The organism is Pseudomonas sp. DTU12.3, assembly GCF_004124275.1.
Classification (GTDB): domain Bacteria; phylum Pseudomonadota; class Gammaproteobacteria; order Pseudomonadales; family Pseudomonadaceae; genus Aquipseudomonas; species Aquipseudomonas helmanticensis.
Map to the genome: position 1 here is coordinate 6115868 of NZ_CP027218.1, position 21146 is coordinate 6137013.

20 protein-coding genes are annotated in these 21146 nt (G+C 59.6%); 6 read left to right on the forward strand and 14 right to left on the reverse strand.

Going from position 1 to position 21146, the window contains the following annotated elements:
- Positions 1-14: 14 nt before the first annotated feature.
- From C2E19_RS28205 to C2E19_RS28220, 4 genes are all read right to left on the reverse strand, one after another.
- A complete protein-coding gene (locus tag C2E19_RS28205) occupies positions 15-932 on the reverse strand; it encodes an SdiA-regulated domain-containing protein (protein ID WP_129395955.1) in 918 nt (305 codons plus the stop codon).
- 210 nt (positions 933-1142) lie between these two features.
- Positions 1143-2066 (reverse strand): SdiA-regulated domain-containing protein, encoded by a 924-nt coding sequence (locus C2E19_RS28210; RefSeq protein ID WP_129395956.1) that lies wholly within the window; start codon positions 2064-2066, stop codon positions 1143-1145.
- Positions 2067-2354: 288 nt separating this feature from the next.
- The gene (locus tag C2E19_RS28215; protein ID WP_007913879.1) at positions 2355-3020 is read right to left on the reverse strand and encodes a fumarylacetoacetate hydrolase family protein; all 666 of its coding nucleotides are present in this window, start codon (positions 3018-3020) and stop codon (positions 2355-2357) included.
- Between the two features lie 41 nt (positions 3021-3061).
- On the reverse strand, positions 3062-4456 hold the full coding sequence (locus tag C2E19_RS28220) for an FAD-binding oxidoreductase (RefSeq protein ID WP_129395957.1): 1395 nt from the start codon (positions 4454-4456) through the stop codon (positions 3062-3064).
- Between the two features lie 206 nt (positions 4457-4662).
- Here C2E19_RS28220 and serA point away from each other — a divergent pair, with 206 nt between their 5' ends.
- Positions 4663-5892, forward strand: a complete 1230-nt coding sequence (serA, locus tag C2E19_RS28230; protein WP_053124806.1) for a phosphoglycerate dehydrogenase — start codon at positions 4663-4665, stop codon at positions 5890-5892.
- Positions 5893-6011: 119 nt separating this feature from the next.
- Here serA and C2E19_RS28235 read toward each other — a convergent pair whose 3' ends face one another.
- Positions 6012-6437: a DUF4399 domain-containing protein gene (locus C2E19_RS28235; RefSeq protein ID WP_129395958.1), complete on the reverse strand. Its 426-nt coding sequence runs from the start codon at positions 6435-6437 to the stop codon at positions 6012-6014.
- A gap of 135 nt (positions 6438-6572) precedes the next feature.
- Here C2E19_RS28235 and C2E19_RS28240 point away from each other — a divergent pair, with 135 nt between their 5' ends.
- Positions 6573-7145 (forward strand): transporter substrate-binding domain-containing protein, encoded by a 573-nt coding sequence (locus C2E19_RS28240; protein ID WP_129395959.1) that lies wholly within the window; start codon positions 6573-6575, stop codon positions 7143-7145.
- Between the two features lie 239 nt (positions 7146-7384).
- On the opposite strand, the gene C2E19_RS28245 is transcribed toward C2E19_RS28240, so the two are convergent.
- Positions 7385-7870, reverse strand: coding sequence for a DUF523 domain-containing protein (locus C2E19_RS28245; RefSeq protein ID WP_129395960.1), 486 nt, complete (start codon positions 7868-7870; stop codon positions 7385-7387).
- Between the two features lies 1 nt (position 7871).
- Entirely contained in the window at positions 7872-8504 is a 633-nt protein-coding gene (locus tag C2E19_RS28250) for a 2OG-Fe(II) oxygenase (RefSeq protein ID WP_129395961.1), read from the reverse strand.
- Between the two features lie 108 nt (positions 8505-8612).
- On the opposite strand from C2E19_RS28250, the gene C2E19_RS28255 reads away from it, so the two are divergent.
- Positions 8613-9347, forward strand: a complete 735-nt coding sequence (locus C2E19_RS28255; protein WP_129395962.1) for a DUF2059 domain-containing protein — start codon at positions 8613-8615, stop codon at positions 9345-9347.
- Positions 9348-9422: 75 nt separating this feature from the next.
- Here the strand turns inward: C2E19_RS28255 and C2E19_RS28260 are convergent, their stop codons facing one another.
- Positions 9423-10370, reverse strand: coding sequence for an alpha/beta hydrolase (locus C2E19_RS28260; RefSeq protein WP_129395963.1), 948 nt, complete (start codon positions 10368-10370; stop codon positions 9423-9425).
- 99 nt (positions 10371-10469) lie between these two features.
- Between C2E19_RS28260 and C2E19_RS28265 the strand changes: the two genes are divergently transcribed.
- Positions 10470-11048, forward strand: a complete 579-nt coding sequence (locus tag C2E19_RS28265) for a DUF6436 domain-containing protein (protein ID WP_129395964.1) — start codon at positions 10470-10472, stop codon at positions 11046-11048.
- A 102-nt stretch (positions 11049-11150) separates the two neighbouring features.
- Positions 11151-13562 (forward strand): penicillin acylase family protein, encoded by a 2412-nt coding sequence (locus C2E19_RS28270; RefSeq protein ID WP_129395965.1) that lies wholly within the window; start codon positions 11151-11153, stop codon positions 13560-13562.
- Positions 13563-13676: 114 nt separating this feature from the next.
- On the opposite strand, the gene C2E19_RS28275 is transcribed toward C2E19_RS28270, so the two are convergent.
- Entirely contained in the window at positions 13677-14642 is a 966-nt protein-coding gene (locus C2E19_RS28275) for a GlxA family transcriptional regulator (protein WP_129395966.1), read from the reverse strand.
- A 223-nt stretch (positions 14643-14865) separates the two neighbouring features.
- On the opposite strand from C2E19_RS28275, the gene C2E19_RS28280 reads away from it, so the two are divergent.
- The gene (locus C2E19_RS28280) at positions 14866-15507 is read left to right on the forward strand and encodes an HD domain-containing protein (RefSeq protein ID WP_129395967.1); all 642 of its coding nucleotides are present in this window, start codon (positions 14866-14868) and stop codon (positions 15505-15507) included.
- Between the two features lie 89 nt (positions 15508-15596).
- Here C2E19_RS28280 and C2E19_RS28285 read toward each other — a convergent pair whose 3' ends face one another.
- The 5 genes from C2E19_RS28285 to C2E19_RS28305 form a co-directional block, all read right to left on the reverse strand.
- Entirely contained in the window at positions 15597-16487 is an 891-nt protein-coding gene (locus C2E19_RS28285) for an ABC transporter permease subunit (RefSeq protein ID WP_129395968.1), read from the reverse strand.
- Entirely contained in the window at positions 16484-17365 is an 882-nt protein-coding gene (locus C2E19_RS28290; protein WP_174823987.1) for an ABC transporter permease subunit, read from the reverse strand. Before C2E19_RS28290 ends, C2E19_RS28285 begins: the two co-directional genes overlap by 4 nt.
- Positions 17366-17400: 35 nt before the next feature.
- Positions 17401-18543, reverse strand: a complete 1143-nt coding sequence (locus tag C2E19_RS28295) for an ABC transporter ATP-binding protein (protein ID WP_008085321.1) — start codon at positions 18541-18543, stop codon at positions 17401-17403.
- 66 nt (positions 18544-18609) lie between these two features.
- Positions 18610-19707 carry a polyamine ABC transporter substrate-binding protein gene (locus C2E19_RS28300; protein WP_129395969.1) on the reverse strand — a complete coding sequence of 366 codons (1098 nt, stop codon included), beginning with the start codon at positions 19705-19707 and terminating at the stop codon, positions 18610-18612.
- 187 nt (positions 19708-19894) lie between these two features.
- Positions 19895-21007 (reverse strand): polyamine ABC transporter substrate-binding protein, encoded by a 1113-nt coding sequence (locus C2E19_RS28305; RefSeq protein WP_008085325.1) that lies wholly within the window; start codon positions 21005-21007, stop codon positions 19895-19897.
- Positions 21008-21146: the final 139 nt, after the last annotated feature.

Here is a 21146-nt window from a genome sequence, read left to right on the forward strand (position 1 = left end):
TTTTGTGGTGTTGGTTAGTTCGGCGTTGGTTTTTTGAAGACGTAGAACAGGTTTGGCTCGCTCACCAGATACAACGTGCCATCATCATCCATCGCAATGCCTTCCGCCTGCGGCACGGTTTTGTGCAAACCCTGGCGGCCGCCACTGATCGACATGGTACTCAACGGGCGCCCGTCGACATCCAGCTCCAGAATCAATCGCGACTCATCCGACAGCGCCAGTAAATGGCCGCTGCGTTCATCGTATTGCAGGCTCGACAGATCGCGCACAAACATCCCGGCGTCACGCTTGGGGTTGTTGATCACGTGCACGGCGTAAGACTTTTCCGGGTTGAAGTGCGGAAAGCCATGCACTTCGTAGATCAGCATCGGGTCGCGTTCTTTCGCTACAAAAAGGCGCTTGCCGACTGAATCGTAGGCCAGCCCCTCGAAACCCTTATTGCCGCTCATGTGCACGCCGAGGGTCATCTGCTCGGCATCGGCCGCATCGAGGAACGTGGTGCCTTCTTGCAGGTGAATCTTGATCAGCCGCTGCTCACGCTCGTCGGTAATCACATAGGTGTCGGCACTGATGAACTCGACAGCCTCCGCATCGCCAAAACCGATCAGCGCGATGCGTCGCAGGATCTTGCCTTGCAGCGACAACTCGACCAACTCGGCATTCTTGTTGGTCACGGTAAACAGGCTTTTGCGTACCGGATCGAAGGTCAGTGCGGAAACATCGTCGTCCAGCCCTTCGATGACCCTAGCCTCGATCTCGACTCGATATTGGTTCAAGGCAATCGATTCACTGCTCTGCGGCTGCCACAAGGTGTGCAGATTGAACCAGGCACGCTCGAACAGGCGCAGGTATTGGCCGATCGCAATCAACGCGATCAGTGCAATCACCGAGACGATGATGACCAGAGGTTTGGGACGGGCAAGTCGACGCATTCGGGCGGGCTCGGAATCAGAACAGGCGGATGAAATATCACGCCCGTCTGAACTGAAGCTTAATGGCCACTTGCCTCAAACCACAACCCAACCCTGTATTTGATCGTTCCCACGCTCTGCGTGGGAATGCAGCCGGGGACGCTCTGCGTCCGACAGTCAAAAGATCGTCCGAACGCGGCCCGAACCTGCGGCAGCTCCTACACAGAGGCACTACCTCTGTTTTTCGAAGCGATAGAACAGATTCGGCTCGCTGACCATGTACAGCGTGCCCGCCTCGTCCATGGTTACGCCTTCGGCGCGGGGAATGGTTTTCTTCAAACCATTGAAGCCACTGAGCAAGGTCATGAAGCTGACTTGCTCGCCCTTCTCGTCCAGCTCCAGCAGCAGATGCGAGTCGGCCGAGAGCACCAGGGTGTGGCCGGTGCGCGGGTCGATCGCCAGTGCCGAAAGATTGCGGATATCCAGCTCGTCGCTGGCCAGCTTCTGCTTGTCACCCTTGAGGATCTGGCTGCCATCGCTTTTCCAGGTAAACAGCGCCGGCGGTCGCTCTTCGCCCAGTAACAATTGTTGATTGCGCGGATCCCAGGTAATCGCCTCGAAAGCCTTGTTCTGGTTGGCGGAAGGGCCGAGGTCATATTTCGGGAAGTCGGCGATATTCAGCTCGCGGGTGTTGGCGTCGACCTTGACGATGGTGAGGATGTGCTCGCGCTCATCGACGATCGCCATCAGGCCATTTTCCATCACGGTCAAACCTTCCGGGTTGACCCAGCCCACCAGCGGCATCTTGCGCAACACATCGCCTTGCAGCGTCAGCTCGACCAGGAACGGATTTTTGCCCATCACCGAGAACAGGGTTTTGGTCCGCGGGTTATAGGAAAGGTCCGAGGCCTCATCCTTCTCCATGCCCGGCAACAACTTCGCGTCGATCACCGCGCGATAGTCCGGCAGCCAGATGCTTTGCTTCTGCTCGGCCTGACTTTCGAAGCGCTCATGCACCCACAGCACCGCACGGTCATCCCAATGCATGGCGAAGGCCAAGCCATAAACGGCAGCGACCACCAACAACAACCAGAAGTACCAACGCAGGGCGAAACGTGAGCGGCGAGCAGATTTGAGCTGAGTTTGAGATGACATCGAAGGACGCGTTCCGAAAATTCAGGCTATGGGTAATAGCACAAAGAGGCCGGCTCAGACGCCAGAATTGCGGAAATTATCCAGACAGGATGTGAAAAAAACGGCAAATGGCGGGATTGCCGTGCGGGTTTGTGGGCCAAGACACAAAAATACCGGCCAGGCCTCTGTGGCGAGGGGATTTATCCCCGTTGGGTCGCGCAGCGGCCCCAAAAATCTTGGGCCTGCTGCGCAGTCCAACGGGAATAAATCCCCTCGCCACAAAAGCTCACACCATCAGGAAATGGCGGGTTAGCGCACGCTGCTGGTGAAGCTGCTCGCGCCAACCAGTTCGAGGACGATGTCATCGCCGACGTTCAGCGGGCCCACGCCCACTGGCGTGCCGGTGAGGATCACGTCACCGGCCTGCAGCGAGAAGCAGCCGGCCATGTGCTGGATCATCGGCACGATCGGGTTGAGCATCGCGCTGCTGTTGCCGTCTTGGCGCACTTCGCCGTTGATGGTCAGGCGAATGCCGATGTCGGTCAGGTCCGCAAAGGTGCTGCCAACCACGAACGGCGCAAGCACTGCCGCGCCGTCGAACGACTTGGCGATTTCCCACGGCAGGCCCTTGGCTTTCAGCTCGGCCTGCTTGTCGCGCAGGGTCAGGTCGAGCGCCGGGGCGAAGCCGGAGATCGCGTCGAGCACTTCTTCACGGCTCGGCTTGGTCGACAATGGCTTGCCGATCAACACGGCGATCTCCGCTTCGTAGTGCACCGAACCGCGCTCGGTCGGAATGGCAAAACCGCCTTCCAGCTCGACCACGCAACTGCCGGGCTTGATGAACAGCAACGGCTCGGTAGGCACCGGGTTGTCCAGTTCCTTGGCGTGTTCGGCGTAATTACGGCCAATGCACACGACTTTCCCGATCGGGAAGTGGATGCGTGTGCCGTCGACGTACTGGTGCTGATAGCTCATTTACCGACTCCTGCCTTCATTGATTCATCAAGGATTTCAGATCAAACCGCGAAGATCTTGCCCGGGTTCATGATGCCGTTCGGGTCGAACACCGCTTTCACCGCTTTCATGTACTCGATCTCAACCGGCGAGCGGCTGTAGGTCAAGTAATCGCGCTTGGTCATGCCGACGCCGTGCTCGGCGGAGATCGAACCGTTGTACTTCTCGACCGTTTCGAACACCCACTTGTTGACGGTCGCGCACTTGGCGAAGAACTCGTCCTTGCTCAGGTTATCCGGCTTGAGGATGTTCAGGTGCAGGTTGCCGTCGCCGATGTGGCCGAACCAGACGATTTCGAAGTCCGGGTAGTATTCGCCGACGATCGCGTCGATTTCCTTGAGAAACGCCGGCACTTTCGAGACGGTGACCGAGATGTCGTTCTTGTACGGCGTCCAGTGCGAGATGGTCTCGGAGATGTATTCGCGCAGCTTCCACAGGTTGTGCAGCTGGGTTTCGCTCTGGCTCATCACGCCGTCCAGTACCCAGCCCTGCTCGACGCAATGTTCGAAGGTTTCCAGCGCGCTGTTGGCCACTTCTTCAGTCGTCGCTTCAAATTCCAGCAACGCGTAGAACGGGCAATCGGTTTCGAACGGTGCCGGTACGTCGCCACGGCCCATGACTTTGGCCAGAGCTTTGTCGGAGAAGAATTCGAATGCGGTCAGGTCGAGCTTGCCCTGGAAAGCATGCAGCACCGGCATGATCGAGTCGAAGTCGGCGGTGCCGAGGACCATGGCGGTAAGGTTTTTCGGCGCACGATCGAGGCGCATGGTCGCTTCGACGACGAAACCGAGAGTGCCTTCAGCGCCGATGAACAACTGACGCAGGTCGTAACCGGTGGCGTTCTTGATCAGGTCTTTGTTCAATTCCAGCACGTCACCCTTACCGGTGACGACTTTCATGCCCGCCACCCAGTTGCGGGTCATGCCGTAGCGAATCACTTTGATCCCGCCGGCATTGGTACCGATGTTGCCGCCAATCTGGCTGGAACCGGCCGAAGCGAAATCGACCGGGTAATACAGGCCTTTTTCTTCGGCAACGTTCTGCAAATGCTCGGTGACTACGCCCGGCTGACAAACGGCGGTGCGGTCGGTGAGGTTCACATCGAGAATCTGATTCATATAGTCGAACGAGACGACCACTTCGCCATTCGCCGCCACCGCAGCGGCGGACAGCCCGGTGCGCCCGCCCGATGGCACCAGGGCGACCTTGTGCGTGTTGGCCCAGCGGACCACGGCCTGCACCTGCTCGATGGTCTTGGGAAACACGATGGCGCTTGGCGCCGGGGCAAAGTGCTTGGTCCAATCCTTGCCGTACGCATTCAGGGAGTCGGCGTCGGTCAGGACCTTGCCAGGCTCGACCAGGGTCTTCAGTTCATCAATCAGGGCAGGATTGGTCATCGACAGAACTCTCGAACAATTCATGGTCATCCTGAGAACGCTTCACGTCGCAGGAATGAGTGTTTAGCGGGGAGGCTATGCTAGCATATCGACCCCGCAGGACAGTGCCCAAGGCCAGTTCTGCGGTAACGGCTTTCCTGCCGTTTGGGTCAGCTCCAGGCTGCGCCCCTCCCTGCCATTTTTCTCCGGGATACAGGTTTACGCAGATGAGCAAGACTTCTCTCGATAAGAGCAAGATCAAGTTCCTTCTTCTCGAAGGCGTCCACCAATCGGCTGTCGACGTCCTCAAGGCGGCGGGCTACACCAGCATTGAATACCTGACAGGTTCCTTACCGGAAGCCCAGCTCAAGGAAAAGATCGCTGACGCTCACTTCATCGGCATTCGTTCGCGCACCCAACTGACCGAAGAGATCTTCGATCACGCGAAGAAGCTGGTTGCGGTCGGCTGTTTCTGCATCGGCACCAACCAGGTTGACCTGAGTGCTGCCCGCGAGCGCGGTATTGCCGTGTTCAACGCGCCGTACTCCAACACCCGCTCCGTTGCCGAGCTGGTACTGGCCGAAGCGATCCTGCTGCTGCGCGGCATCCCGGAGAAAAACGCTTCCTGCCACCGTGGCGGCTGGATCAAGTCCGCAGCCAACTCCTTCGAGATCCGTGGCAAAAAACTGGGCATCGTCGGCTACGGTTCGATCGGTACGCAGCTGTCGGTTCTGGCTGAAGGTCTGGGCATGCAGGTGTACTTCTACGACACCGTGACCAAGCTGCCGCTGGGCAACGCCACTCAGGTTGGTAACCTGACCGAGCTGCTGGGCATGTCCGACATCGTCACCCTGCACGTTCCGGAAACCGCTGCGACCCAGTGGATGATCGGCGAGAAGGAAATCCGCGCCATCAAGAAGGGCGGCATCCTGATCAACGCTGCGCGCGGTACCGTGGTCGAGCTGGACGCACTGGCGGACGCGATCAAGGACAAGCACCTGATCGGCGCGGCCATCGACGTATTCCCGGTCGAGCCACGCTCCAACGACGAAGAGTTCGAAAGCCCGCTGCGTGGCCTCGACAACGTGATCCTGACCCCGCACATCGGTGGCTCGACCGCTGAAGCGCAAGCCAACATCGGTCTGGAAGTGGCAGAGAAACTGGTCAAGTACAGCGACAACGGTACGTCGGTTTCGTCGGTAAACTTCCCGGAAGTGGCCCTGCCGGCTCACCCTGGCAAGCACCGCCTGCTGCACATCCACGAGAACATCCCGGGTGTGATGAGCGAGATCAACAAGGTCTTCGCCGAAAACGGCATCAACATCTCCGGTCAGTTCCTGCAGACCAACGAGAAGGTTGGCTACGTGGTGATCGACGTCGACGCCGAGTACTCGGACCTGGCGCAAGAGAAGCTGCAGCACATCAACGGCACTATCCGTAGCCGGGTTCTTTTCTAAGAACAGCTACATGCCTCCAGTTACAAGCGGTAAGTGATGTTCGCTTTTGCTTTGACTTGAGGCTTTCAGCTTGAAGCTTGCAGCTGTAAAAAAGGGAGCCCCGAAAGGGCTCCCTTTTTTTATTCGACGTTGACGGTGATTTTCTTCGAGACGATCGGTGGATCGAACGGCATGTGGCCGCTGTCGCCCAGCTCCAGCTGCAAGGTGTGCTTGCCCGGAGCCAGTTTGATGTCAGCCTGGGTCTGCGCCTTGCCGAAGTGCATGTGGTTGGCATCGTTCGGAATCGGCGCGCCGGCGGCCGGCAGCTTGTCGACGTCGATCAGCAGATGATGGTGACCGGTGTTCTTGGTGACGTCACCGGCCGGGGCCAGTGCAACGTCCTTGACGCCAAACTTGACGGTGAAGGTCTGCGACACAGTCGCCCCGTCCTCGGGAGAAACGATGAACACTTCGGCACCCTTGGGTGCCGGGGTGGCGGCACTGGCCAGCACCGAAACGCCCATCAGCACACCGGCCAACGCTGCACGTGACATAAAGCTTTTCATTTTCTTCTCCAGTTTTTTCGTAAAATCCGCACGGTCATGACAACTTCATGACCATTCGTTGTCGAAGGCACTCGACAACCATAGCAAAGCGAGCCTGACTCAGAGCATCGCGTTAATGATTTCAAAGGAGTGACCATGCGCTTTTTGCCTGGCCTGATCTGCCTGCTACCCCTTTTGAGCCCTTTGGCTCACGCCGAACTGATTGATGACGTCAACGACCGTGGCGAGCTGCGCATAGCCCTTGAGGCTAATACACCGCCCTTCAATTACAAGGATGACGGCGACAAACTCACGGGGTTCGAGGTCGAGCTTGGACAACTGTTGGCCAACGAGCTGGATGTGCGCGCCGACTTCATCGTCACCGACGAAAGCGACTTGCTCCAGGGCGTTGAAAGCGGCAAGTACGACGTCGCGCTCAATCAAATAGCACTGACACCTGAACTCAAGGATCGTTTCGACTTCAGCGAGCCTTACGGCAAGGTCGATTCACAGTTGCTGGCGAAGAAGGATGAACAGCCGCAGCCGCAACCGATGGTGCTGGTGCAGGCGTTGACGGATGCCAAACCGAAGGCGAGCGCGCCGGTGGAATTGGCGATACCGTTTCAGAAAGGCAACCCGGCGTTTCACGCCAGCCTTGAGAGCGCGATGCAGCGGATCAGGGCGGATGGACGCTTGGCGGCGCTGACCGAGAAGTGGCTGAAACCTTAGAAGCCCCTCACCCTAGCCCTCCCGAAACGTCGGACCGCCCGTAGGGAGAGGGGACTGAATGGGGGATGCTGAAGGGATACGCCGACCTGAAATGGATGTACCGAATCCGAAATCGACTGGTCATGGCTGTGTCGAATCCATAGTCGATAAGGTCTTTCAGGTCGATGTAAGACGCCGGACAACTCGGTCGGCCCCCTCTCCCTTCGGGAGAGGGCTGGGGTGAGGGCAACGATTTCGGATCAGTCCAAAGCAGCCAAAGCCACCGAGGCCTCAGCCAATTCAAGTTCGCTAAAAACCTGCACGCCATGGCGTTTGAGCAGTGCAGCCGTTACGCCTTCACCGGAGACTTTCACGCCACTGAACGTCCCGTCATAAGTCAGCAGGTTTCCACAGGATGGACTGTTGGCTTTCAGGACTGCCACGCGGATGCCGTGTTTCTGCACCAACGCCAGCGCCTGCCGCGCACCGTCGAGAAACTGCGCACTGACATCCTCGCCCTCGGTGGTGATCACCGCAGCGATTCCATCGAGCACTTCACCGCCCTGCCCGCCAGGAATCTCCGCCGCCGCCCGTGGCGTCGGCAATCCTCCTGCGACTTCCGGACACAACGGCACCACGCGCCCTTCGGCAATCCACTGTTCGAGCAGATCAAACGGCCCGCTCGCGCCACCGTCGTAGCGCACGCGATGACCCAACAGGCAGCGGCTGACCAGAATCTTGTCCATATCAGAACGGCTCGTTGCCACGCCGACGGAACCAGCCGGTCAGCGACAAACGTTCACGGTTCGCCGGCAACACTTCGTGCGGCACTTCGCCAGAGAGAAACACCACCAGACAACCGCCAGTGGGCTGCACGTCATGCACGCGCTCATCGTTGAGGTACATGCGCAACTGACCGCCGTCCTCCGGCAGCCAGGCGTCATTGAGGTAGACCACCACCGACACCATGCGCTTGTCATCGTCGCGAAAACGGTCGACATGCCGGCGATAAAACGCACCCGGCGGATATAGCGCGAAATGGCATTCGAAGTCTTCCAGGCCAAGGAACAGACCACGATTGAGCGCCTCGCGCAGGCTGTCCATCAGGTTCAGATAACGGTCGCTGGAATCGTCCTGGCCCGGATCGATCCACTGAATATGATCGCCGCGAATCCCCTCGCGAACCTCTGAAAACGGCCCGCGCCCGACCCCTGCCGGCGCCAGTTCGCCCTCGGCCTCGCGTTTACGGCACTCGGCCGCCAGCTCGCGGGTCAAACCGGCGGGCAGGAAGATGTTCTGCTGCGACCAGCCGTGTTCGGCCAAGTCATCGACAATGCGTAACAGCAGCGGGTGTTCAGAGGATATTTGCATGGCGCGCATAGTATGCCGGCGGCAAGAAATCCGACAGAGCCACGCGGCGGCTTGCTACGAATTCTCGACAAGTACCGGCACCGCACGGAGAATAGTCCGCTGCTGACAGGAGTCCCTATGCGCCGTTTGCTTTTTTCACTGTTGATGTTCTGCGTTTTGCCCGCTTGGGCGGACGGCCACGATCAGTTGTACAAGGTCGCCGGCTGGCCAGATCAACGTGCGCATTTCAACGACGCCCTGAGCGCCGCCCAGCAACGCTATCAGAACAGCCTGCCGCCTGCGGTGTTTCAGGCACTGGTCAACAACAGCAACCAGCGCTTCGCTCCACAGGCCGTGGACCAACGCGCCGAAGCACAACTGCGGCAGAAGCTTGCCGATCCGAAACCGGCGCTGACCTTCTTTCAATCGCCACTGGGCAAGAAAATCGTCGCCGCTGAATTGCTCGCGACCCGCCGCGACCAACTGGCGAAAAATGCCAAGGGCCTTCCGAAGATGCAGGTCAGTGACAGCCGTCTGCTGATCATCGGCCACCTCGCCCAGGCCCTGCCGGCCCGTGAAGCTGGCGCCGAAGTCAGCCTGGCGATTGCCGGCGTTGCGGCGGACAGCTTGAGCTCGATGATTCCGGGGCTGCTCGGTGGCGGTCAGGCGCAGGGCATGTTGAATGGTCAGCGTCAGCGTTTGATGGATCAGATCGGCGCGGACATGAACAACACGCTGCTCTACGTTTATCGCGACTTGTCGGATGAAGAGCTGGAAGAGTTTGCGACGTTTGCCGAGTCGACTGAGGGCAAGGCTTATTACCAGGCCGCCCTGGCGGCGATTCGGGCGGGGCTTGCGGTCGGGCAACCCTAAAAGATCGCAGCCTTCGGCAGCTCCTACACCGATCCATGTAGGAGCTGCCGAAGGCTGCGATCTTTTGATCTTGTTCTAGAGATTGCGGCCCTTGATCCGCTTGCTCAGAAACTCGAAATACTCCTCGCGCATCTCCTCCGTCTCATTTGCCAGATGATGCCGCGCCTCGGCCAGCAGCAGAATCTGCGGTCGATCGAACTTCCATTTCAACACTTGCAAATTGTGCTGCCAGTCGACGGTCATGTCCGCCTGTCCCTGAATGATCAGCGGCCGTCGCGGACTTTTTTTCGCGTGTTCGACGCGAATGATCCAGCGCGATAACGCCCCGACCCATTGGGTCGGCAACCGCTGCGGCTGCAACGGATCCGCCTGCAGAAACGGCAAGAAATCCGGATCGTTCGAGTTCTCGCTGAAGCGCCGCGCGACACCTCGGACGAACGGCCTGAGCAAGTAATAACTCAGTTGCGACCAGCCCCACGCGCGTGGCCGCACCAACGGCGCCAACAGAATCAACTGGCCCTGCGCCGGACTGCCCTCGCCATGGTTGAGCACGTGATCGACCACAATCGCCCCGCCCGTGCTCTGCCCGCACAAGTGCCACGGCTGCGGCAGCGAGATCGACTGCGCTTCGGCGAACAAGGCTTGCAGGACATCCTGGTATTCAGAGAAGTCGCGAATGCTCGCCCGTGGCCCGCTGGACAAACCATGGCCCGGCAAGTCGCAGGCGATCACCGCAAAGTCCTGATCCAGCGCCCACTCGATCACATACCGATAGAGCCCGGTGTGGTCGTAGTAACCGTGCAACAGAAACAGCGTTGCCTTGACCTTTTCCGGCCACCAGCAATGGCTGACCAGTTCGTAGCCATCGACGTCGAAACGACCCATGCCACGCCAGACATCGCGATGGGGAAAATCGGTTTTATAGAACTGCTGGTACGCCTTGGCCTCGTCCGACAACGGCTGCCACTCGGCCAAGGGCTTGAGGCTCGCGCGGATTTGATCGGGGTCGAAAGTGGCGGGCATGCGGGAATTCCAAAACGGTAAACAGACTTTATCGGTCTGCGATATTCATCTGTAGTGGCAGACATGGCAAGCTAGCCGACCTTTCGAGGATCGAAAACCATGCGTTCGCCCTACCGCACCGCACTGTTCGCCAGCCTGCTCGCGCTGATTTGCGCCGGGGTGCTGTGGGCGGCGTACGACTGGTTTCAGGGGCGTTATCTGCGCGCGTTCAGCGAGCACACCGCAGTGTTTTCCGGCGATCCGCTGCGCCTGCCCGACGATCTCGCCGGCCCCGGCAATATTCGTCTCGTGCACTTCTGGGATCCGGCGTGCCCGTGCAACGTCGGCAATCAACAGCACCTGACCGAGATGGTCGAACAGTTCAGCGGCAAGGGCGTGGAGTTCTTCGCCGTGCAAAGAACCGGCAGCCACGGTCAGTTGCCCGCCACGCTCAGCAACCTGAAAACCATCACGGTATTGCCCGGCTCCGAACAGGTCCCCGCCAGCCCGGCCGTGGCGATCTGGGATCGCAGCGGCAAGCTGGCGTACTTCGGTCCGTACAGCGAGGGCCTGACCTGCAATTCCAGCAACAGCTTCATCGAACCGATCCTCAACGCCCTGACTGAAGATCGCCCGGTCAACGCCACGCACACCCTGGCGGTGGGCTGCTACTGCCCGTGGCCGGTGGAGGCGCAGTAAGGCATTCCGGACTTTTCCCGGACAGCGATGCACGGCACAGAGGGTCTGTGCTACTTGTTTGCAGCCCGACGGGCGGCAATCCCGCATGCACAAGGAGTCACCATGAAACGCGTGTTCACCGTACTTGGCTTGCTCATCGTTGTTCTGCTTGCCGGCGTCGGCTGGTATGTCTACAGCAAACAACCGACGCGCCAGGGTCAGGTTGAACTGCGTAACCTGCAAGGTTCGGTGACCGTCCGCTACGACGAGCGCGGCGTGCCGCACATTCGTGCCGAGAACGAAACCGACCTCTACCGCGCCCTCGGTTATGTGCATGCCCAGGATCGGCTGTTCCAGATGGAAGCCATGCGTCGTCTCGCCCGTGGCGAACTGGCCGAAGTACTCGGGCCAAAACTGCTCGACATCGACAAACTGTTTCGCAGCCTGCGCATCCGTGAACGCGCCGCCAGTTATGTCGCCAGCCTCGATAAACAATCGCCGGCGTGGAAGGGCCTGCAAGCCTATCTGGATGGCATCAACCAGTATCAGGACACGCACGCTGCACCGATCGAGTTCGACGTGCTGGGCATCCCCAAACGGCCGTTTACCGCCGAGGACAGCATCAGCGTCGCCGGCTACATGGCTTACAGCTTTGCCGCGGCGTTTCGCACCGAGCCGCTGCTGACCTACGTGCGCGATCGGCTCGGCGCCGATTACCTGAATGTCTTCGACCTCGACTGGCAGCCCAAGGGCGTGCTGGTCAACGGTCACGGCAAACCGGCACCGGCCCTCGCCGCCGGCGACTGGAAAGACCTCAACGCCCTCGCCCGCCTCAGTGAACAAGCGCTGATCGACAACGGCTTGCCGCAGTTCGAAGGCAGCAACGCCTGGGTGATTGCCGGCAGCCGCAGCCAGAGCGGCAAGCCATTGCTGGCCGGCGACCCGCACATTCGTTTCTCGGTGCCATCGGTGTGGTACGAAGCGCAATTGTCGGCGCCGGGCTTTGAGCTGTACGGCCATCATCAGGCGCTGGTGCCGTTCGCGTTTCTCGGCCACAACCTCGACTTCGGCTGGAGCCTGACCATGTTCCAGAACGACGATCTGGATCTGATCGCCGAGAAGGTCAATCCGGACAACCCAAATCAGGTCTGGTATCGCGGCCAGTGGACCGACATGGTTGTCAGCGAACAGCAGATCAACGTGAAGGGACAGACGCCCGTCACCCTGACCCTGCGCCAGTCGCCCCACGGTCCGATCGTCAACGATGCGCTGGGCACCGCTGCCGGCAAAACGCCGATTGCGATGTGGTGGGCGTTCCTCGAAACACCGAATCCGATCCTCGAAGGTTTCTATCAGCTCAACCGAGCCGACACTCTGGCCAAGGCCCGCGCTGCCGCCGCGAAAGTACAGGCACCGGGACTGAATCTGGTTTACGCCAATGCCAAGGGCGATATCGGCTGGTGGGCCTCGGCATTGCTGCCCAAGCGCCCGGCCGGGGTCAGGCCGGAGTTCATACTCGACGGCAGCAGCAATCAGGCGGACAAGGACGGTTTCTACCCGTTCAGCGCCAACCCGCAGGAAGAGAACCCGGCGCGCGGCTACATCGTTTCTGCAAACTTCCAGCCGCTGTCGCCGACCGGCATGGAGATTCCCGGTTACTACAACCTCGCCGACCGTGGTCAGCAACTCAATCGTCAGCTTAGCGACAAGAGCGTCAAGTGGACGAACGAGGCCAATCAGAAACTGCAACTCGGCACGGCGACCGGTTACGGCCCGCGCGTGTTGGCGCCATTGCTGCCGGTGCTGCGCGAAGTGGTCAGCGATCCGGCACAGTTGAAACTGGTCGAGCAACTGGCGCTGTGGCCGGGCGACTATCCGCTGGATTCGGTCAGTGCGACGGTGTTCAACCAGTTCCTCTACGACCTCGCCGATGCGGCGATGCGTGATGAGTTGGGCAATGACTTTTTCGACACGCTGCTATCGACACGAGTGATCGATTCGGCGTTGCCGAAACTGGCGGCGAATGCCGACTCACCGTGGTGGGACAACCGCAACACGCCGGCCAAAGAAACACGCGCCGACGTCGTGCGCACGGCGTGGGCGGCGAGCATGACGCATCTGAAACTGACCCTCGGCGACGATGTTGCCGGATGGCAATGGGGCGCGGCGCACACGCTGACTCACGGGCATCCGCTGGGACAGCAGAAGCCGCTGGATCGCATCTTCAATGTCGGGCCGTTTGCGGCGCCGGGCAGTCACGAAGTGCCGAACAACCTCTCGGCGAAGCTCGGCCCGGCGCCGTGGCCGGTGACTTATGGGCCGTCGACGCGGCGCTTGGTGGACTTCGCCGATCCGGCGCATGGTCTGACGATCAACCCGGTCGGGCAGAGTGGCGTGCCGTTCGACAGTCACTATGACGATCAGGCCGAAGCGTATGTCGACGGGATGTATGTGCAGGCGCATTTCAGCGAAGAAGAGGTGACGGCGAATACGCGCAGTACCTTGAAACTGTTGCCGGCGCGGGCTGCACAATAGTTCTAGGTTGCCTGGACTGACGCCTTCGCGAGCAGGCTCGCTCCCACAGGAGTACGCATTCCAAATGTGGGAGCGAGCCTGCTCGCGAAGGGGTCATCAGCAACACCGTGAATTTCAGAGTGGCAGCGCAAAATTCAGCCGAAACTGCTGCGGCGTTACGCCCAATCGGCGGTTGAACACACTGCGCATATGTTGCGCATCGCGAAACCCGCACTGATACGCCACCGTCTTCAACGGCGCCGTGGTGCTTTCCAGCATCACCCGCGCCGCATCCACCCGCGCCTGCTCGACGAACTCTGCCGGCGTAACCTTGGCTTCCCGCGCAAACACCCGGGAGAAGTTGCGCGCACTCATGTTCGCCGCATTGGCCAGATCGGCGATGGTCAGGTCGCCAGTGAGATTGGCCAGCACGTACAGCTGCACCATTGCCACTGCCGACGTCGGCTCCGCGTGCGGCGTGAGGAACGGACTGAACTGCGACTGTCCGCCAGAGCGCTGGGTAAACACCACCAGTCGTTTGGCCACGCTCAAAGCCACTTCCGCGCCGTGATCACGCGCCAGCAGATACAACGACAGATCAATCCCCGCGGTGACCCCGGCCGAGGTGTAGAGCGTGCCGTCCTCGACGTAGAGGCGATCCGCTTCGACCCGCGTTGACGGACACAACTGCGCCAACGCCTCGGCATCGTTCCAGTGTGTAGTGGCGGTGCGCCCTTCCAGCAAACCGGCGCGCGCCAGCATGAACGCACCGTTGCAGATCGAGCCAAAGCGCTGAGCGCGAGCGCAGGCCTCGCGCAGCCAGGTGTCGAACTCACTGCCGAAATCCATGAACGGTAGCTGCGGCCCGCCGGCGACCAACAGCAGGTCATAGGCGTCGAGGGCTTCGTTGAAATGGCGATGGGCGTTGAGGATCAAGCCGTTGGAACAGGCCATCGGTGTTTTTTCCAGGCCGATCACTTCGAGCTGATAGTGATCTTGCGGCGCGAGGAAGCGATTGGCTTCGGCGAACACATCCATTGGGCCGGTGACGTCAAGCGCCTGCACACCTGAAAACACCACGATGGCAATGGTTTTACTCATGGCTGTTGATTCCCCTTCAAAGCAAAGATCGCAGCCTGCGGCAGCTCCTACATGGGTAGGTGGATACCTGTAGGAGCTGCCGCAGGCTGCGATCTTTTAGCTTGGCACGATTTGCAGGTGGATTGGCAAGGATCGCAGCCATGCGTTGATTGTCCGTTTAGCGTCTCAGGGAACAGACTTTGTCCATCAGCGCCACGACGGCGTTTTCGACGAGGAAACCGTTATGAGCAGCACCATCGCCGGCATCAAAATCCCTGACAGCGCCCTCGCCCGGGCCACCACCGACTACATCCGCGACATCGAGTCCGACTTGCTCTATCACCATTCGCGCCGGGTATTTCTGTTTGGCGCGTTGAGTGGCGAACGCCAGCAACTGCCCTACGACCCCGAGCTGCTGTATGTCGGCGCAATGTTCCATGACCTCGGTCTGGTCGAAGGCCATCGCAGCGATGATGAGCGCTTTGAAGTCGACGGTGCCAACGCGGCGGCGGCGTTTCTCAAGCCGTACGGGTTGAGCGATGACGACATCGAACAGGTCTGGCTGTCGATTGCCCTGCACACCACACCGGGCGTGCCGAAGCATCTGCGCCCAACCGTGGCGCTGGTGACGGCTGGTGTGGAAATGGACGTGCTGGGCATGGATTACGCGGCGTTCAGCACCGTGCAGCGTGAAGCGGTGGTGCATGCGCACCCGCGTGGGGAAGGTTTCAAGGAGTGCATCATCTGCGCGTTTGCCGATGGCTTGCGCCACCGTCCGCAGACCACGTTTGGCAATGTGAAGACCGATGTGCTGGTAGATCAGGAGCCGGGGTTCAAGCCGATGAACTTCGTCGAAGTCATCCGCAACTCCCCTTGGGTGAACTGAGGGCAAAATCAAAAGATCGCAGCCTGCGGCAGCTCCTACATTGGAATGCGTTCCCTGTAGGAGCTGCCGCAGGCTGCGATCTTTTGCTGTTAAGCCGCTTCCGGCGAAGGTGCGCGACGCACGTCCGGCTGCTTCCACGAATCGGCTGCGCTTTCTTCGATGGCTTGCTGGATGGCTTTCTTGCGGGCTTCTTCGGCGCGGCGGCTGAAGAACCAGACCATGAAAGTCACGATCGATACCGCCAGCAGAATCAGGCTCGCCACGGCGTTGATCTCAGGCTTCACGCCCAGACGCACTGCCGAGAACACTTCCATCGGCAGGGTCGTCGAACCCGGGCCGGAGACAAAGCTCGCCAGTACCAGGTCGTCCAGCGACAGGGCGAAGGACATCATGCCGCCCGCCGCCAGCGATGGCGCGATCATCGGGATGGTGATCAGGAAGAACACCTTCCACGGCCGTGCACCGAGGTCCATCGCCGCTTCTTCGATCGACAGGTCGAGCTCACGCAAACGCGCCGACACCACCACCGCCACATACGCCGCACAGAACGTGGTGTGAGCGATCCAGATGGTGACGATGCCGCGCTCTTGCGGCCAGCCGATCATCTGCGCCATGGCCACGAACAGCAGCAACAGCGACAGACCGGTGATCACTTCCGGCATCACCAACGGCGCCGTCACCAGGCCGCCGAACAGCGTACGGCCCTTGAAGCGGGTGATGCGCGTCAGCACGAATGCTGCCAGTGTGCCCAGTGCCACCGCGGCGACCGCGGTGTAGCAGGCGATTTCCAGCGAGCGCAATACCGAACCCATCAGTTGCGTGTTGTCGAGCAGGCCGACGTACCACTTGATCGACCAGCCGCCCCACACCGTCACCAGTTTCGAGGCGTTGAACGAGTAGATCACCAGGATCAGCATCGGCAGGTAGATGAACAACAAACCCAGGACCAGCATCAGGCTGGAGAAACGGAAGCGCTTCATTCTTTACCCTCCATTTCCTTGGCCTGACTGCGGTTGAACAGAATGATCGGCACAATCAGGATCGCCAGCATCACCACCGCCAGCGCAGACGCTACCGGCCAGTCACGGTTGTTGAAGAACTCTTGCCAGAGCACTTTACCGATCATCAGGGTTTCTGGACCGCCAAGCAGTTCCGGGATGACGAACTCGCCGACCACCGGAATGAAGACCAGCATGCAGCCGGCAATAATCCCGTTCTTGGACAGCGGAATGGTGATTTTCCAGAAACTGTTGAAGGTGCTCGAACCGAGATCGGAAGCTGCTTCCAGCAAGCTTTGATCATGCTTCACCAGGTTGGCGTACAGCGGCAGGATCATGAACGGCAGGTACGAGTAAACCACGCCGATGTACACCGCCAGGTTGGTGTTGAGGATCTGCAGCGGCTCGTCGATAAACCCCATGCTCATCAGGAAGCCGTTGAGCAGACCGTTGTTGCTGAGGATGCCCATCCACGCGTAGACGCGGATCAGGATCGCGGTCCAGGTCGGCATCATGATCAGCAGCACCAGCACCGTTTGCATCTCTTTACGCGCGGTGGCGATGGCGTAGGCCATCGGGTAGCCGATCACCAGACAAAGAATGGTGCTGATCAGCGCCATCTTCAACGAGCCGAGGTAGGCGGCGATGTACAACTCGTCGCCGGCCAGCATCGAGTAGTTGCCCAGATTCAGCAGCAGTTGCAGCTTCTGCTCGGCGTACGTGTAGATCTCGGTGTACGGCGGGATGGCCACGTCGGCTTCGGCAAAACTGATCTTCAGGACGATGAAGAACGGCAGCATGAAGAACAGGAACAGCCAGATGAACGGGACCCCGATGACCAGCTGCCGGCCATTGGGGATTATTCGATTGAGGCGGCGTTTGAATTTGCGCATGTTCATGAGCGAAGTACCACGCCGCTGTCATCTTCCCAGTACACGTAAACCTGATCGCCCCAGGTTGGACGTGCGCCGCGGCGTTCGGCGTTGGCAACGAAGGATTGCACCAGCTTGCCGCTTGGCAACTCGACGTAGAACACCGAGTGACCGCCGAGGTAGGCGATGTCATGCACCTTGCCGCTCGACCAGTTGTACTCGCAGGTCGGTTGATCGGCGGTGACCAGCAGTTTCTCCGGGCGGATCGCGTAGGTGACCGACTTGTCCTGCACCGAGGTGCTGATGCCGTGGCCGACGTAGATCTGCCGGTCGAGGTCCTTGCAGGTGATGGTCGCGTGGCCTTCGGCGTCGTCGATCACTTCACCTTCGAAGATGTTGACGTTGCCGATGAATTCACAGACCAGACGGCTGGTCGGGGTTTCGTAGATGTCGATCGGGCTGCCGATCTGGGCGATCCAGCCCAGGTGCATGATCGCGATGCGCTCGGCCATGGTCATGGCCTCTTCCTGGTCGTGCGTCACCATTACGCAGGTCACACCCACGCGCTCGATGATTTCGACCAGCTCCAGCTGCATTTGCGAACGCAGTTTTTTATCCAGTGCACCCATCGGTTCGTCGAGCAGCAACAGCTTCGGCCGCTTGGCCAGCGAACGCGCCAGTGCCACACGCTGACGCTGACCGCCAGACAGTTGATGCGGCTTGCGCTTGGCGTACTGGCTCATCTGCACCAGCTTGAGCATCTCGGCCACGCGGGCGTCGACTTCAGCCGCCGGAATCTTGTCCTGCTTGAGGCCGAAGGCGATGTTCTGCGCCACGGTCATGTGCGGGAACAAGGCGTACGACTGGAACATCATGTTGATCGGTCGCTCGTACGGCGGCATGTCGGTGATGTCGACGCCGTCGAGAAAAATGCGCCCCTCCGTGGGCCGTTCGAACCCTGCCAGCATCCGCAGCAGAGTGGATTTGCCCGATCCCGAACCGCCGAGCAGGGCGAAGATCTCGCCCTTCTTGATTTCCAGGGACACATCGTCCACGGCAATCGTCTCGTCGAACTTCTTCGTGACCCGGTCGATTTTGACCAACACCTGTTTCGGTGTCTGGTCGCCCTCGAGGGCTTTCTTATAGGCGCCGGAGGCAACTGCCATTTACGAAACTCCCAGAAAAAAACGATGCAGTCCGCCCCGCAAGGCGAACCCAGGATAGTGTGTGCCTTACATCCCCGACTTGACCTTGGTCCAGCTGCGGGTCATCAGGCGCTGAATGTTCGGTGGCAACTCGGTCGATACGTAGGCCTTGTCGATAACGGCCTGCGGTGGATACACCGACTCATCGGTGCGGATGGATTGTTCCATCAGCTTGTCCGACCCAGGGTTAGGGTTGGCGTATCCGACGTAATCACTGACCTGGGCAATCACCTCAGGTTTCAGCAGATAGTTGATGAAGGCGTGAGCCTCCTTCACGTTCGACGAATCCTTCGGAATCGCCAGCATGTCGAACCACAGCGCGCCGCCCTCTTTCGGTACCGAGTAGGCGATGTTCACGCCCTTCTTGGCTTCTTCAGCACGGTGCTTGGCCTGGAAGATATCGCCGGAGAACCCGATGGCTACGCAGATGTCGCCGTTGGCCAGATCACCGATGTATTTCGAGGAATGGAAGTAGGTCACGTAAGGACGCACCGCGAGCAGCTTGGCGGTGGCTTTTTCGTAGTCCTTGGGATTGGTGCTGTTGGCGTTCAGGCCCATGTAGTTGAGCACGGTCGGCATCATTTCATCCGCCGAATCGAGGAACGCGACGCCGCAACTCTGCAGCTTCTTGATGTTCTCGGGTTCGAACAACACGCCCCACGAATCGATCTTGTCGACACCCAGCACGGCTTTGACTTTATCGACGTTGTAACCGATGCCGTTGGTGCCCCACAGGTACGGCACGGCGTACAGGTTGCCCGGATCGTTCTGTTCCAGACGCTTGAGCAGCGCCGGGTCGAGATTGGAATAGTTCGGCAGTTGCGCACGGTCGAGCTTCTGGAACGCGCCCGCCTTGATCTGCTTGCCGAGGAAGTGGTTCGACGGCACGACCACGTCGTAACCGGTACGCCCGGCCAGCAATTTGCCTTCCAGGGTTTCGTTGGAATCGAATACGTCGTAGACCGGTTTGATCCCGGTGGCTTTCTGGAAATCTGCCAGGGTGGTCTCGCCGATGTAATCCGACCAGTTATAAATATGCACCGTACCGGCGGCCTGGGCACCGACAGCAATCGTCAGGCCAGCGGTGGCCAGCAGGGCTTTGCGCAAAGAAGAAAAAATAGGCAAGTGGAGGTCCTCTAAATTAGTTGGGCCCAAGTTGCCCCGCGCTGCATGACAGCCATGGCTGCCCGGCAACAAAACCGGCGCGCAACTTACCCTCAAAAACCGTTCCAGCAAAACTTTCTGTCATTTAATTAATCCGCTGGCTGCCTTCGCGGGGGACGACGGCCAGCGGTTGTTGCTGCAAACCGGCTTATTTACCCGATTTGATCTTGGTCCAGCTGCGGGTCAGGATGCGCTGGGTCGCGGCCGGCAAGTCGGCAATCGCGTACAGCTTGGCCAGCACGTCAGCCGGTGGGTAAACGCCCGGGTCACTGGTGATGTCTTTATCGACCAGCGGAGTTGCAGCGGCGTTACCGTTCGGGAAGCGTACGGCGTTGGTGATTTCCGCCATGATTTCCGGCTTCTGCAGGAAGGTCATGAACTTGTAGGCGCCTTCGACGTTTTCGGCATCTTTAGGGATGGCGACCATGTCGTAGAAGCTGCCGGCACCTTCTTTCGGAATGTTGTAGCTGACTTTCACCTTGTCACCGGCTTCAGCCGCGCGGGACTTGGCCTGGTAGATGTCACCCGAGTAACCCACGGCCACACAGATGTTGCCGTTGGCCAGGTCAGAGATGTACTTGGACGAGTGGAAGTAGGCGATCGAAGGACGGACCTTCATGATCAGCGCCTCAGCCTTGTCGATGTCTTCTTTCTTCTGGCTGTCGGTTGGCAGGCCCAGGTAGTGCAGCGCCACCGGGATCATCTCGGTTGGCGAGTCGAGCAGGCTGATGCCGCAGGATTTCAGCTTGGCAGCGTTTTCCGGCTTGAAGATCAGGTCCCACGAATCGACAGGTGCATCGGCGCCCAGTGCAGCCTTGACCTTCTCGGCGTTGAAGCCGATGCCGATCGAGCCCCACATGTACGGGAAAGCGTGCTCGTTGCCCGGGTCGCTGACCGACACGGCTTTGAGCAAATCAGTGTTGAGGTTCTTCCAGTTAGGCAGCTTGGACTTGTCCAGCTTCTGGTAGACACCGGCCTTGATCTGTTTGGCGAGGAAGTTGTTCGACGGTACGACGATGTCGTAGCCGGACTTGCCTGCGAGCAGTTTGGCTTCGAGGGTTTCGTTGCTGTCGAAGACGTCGTAGACGACTTTGATGCCCGACTCGTCTTCAAACTTCTTGATGGTGTCCGGGGCGATGTAGTCGGACCAGTTGTAGACGTGCAACACCTTGTCGTCCGCCTGAGCCGCAGCCGCCATGATTCCCATCAGGGACATGGCGAGCAGAGTCTTGCCAGCGAGCTTTTTGCCTAATGCCTTCATGCGTAATGCTCCAAATTTTTCTTTTTTGAACCACTTTGTTCAGCGGCCGAACCCGGACAACTGGAACCGCGGCTAGTCTGGCAAGATCCGAGGCGGTCTTTCAAGAAAAGACCAGCCTTTCTGACAGCTTTGAGCGAGA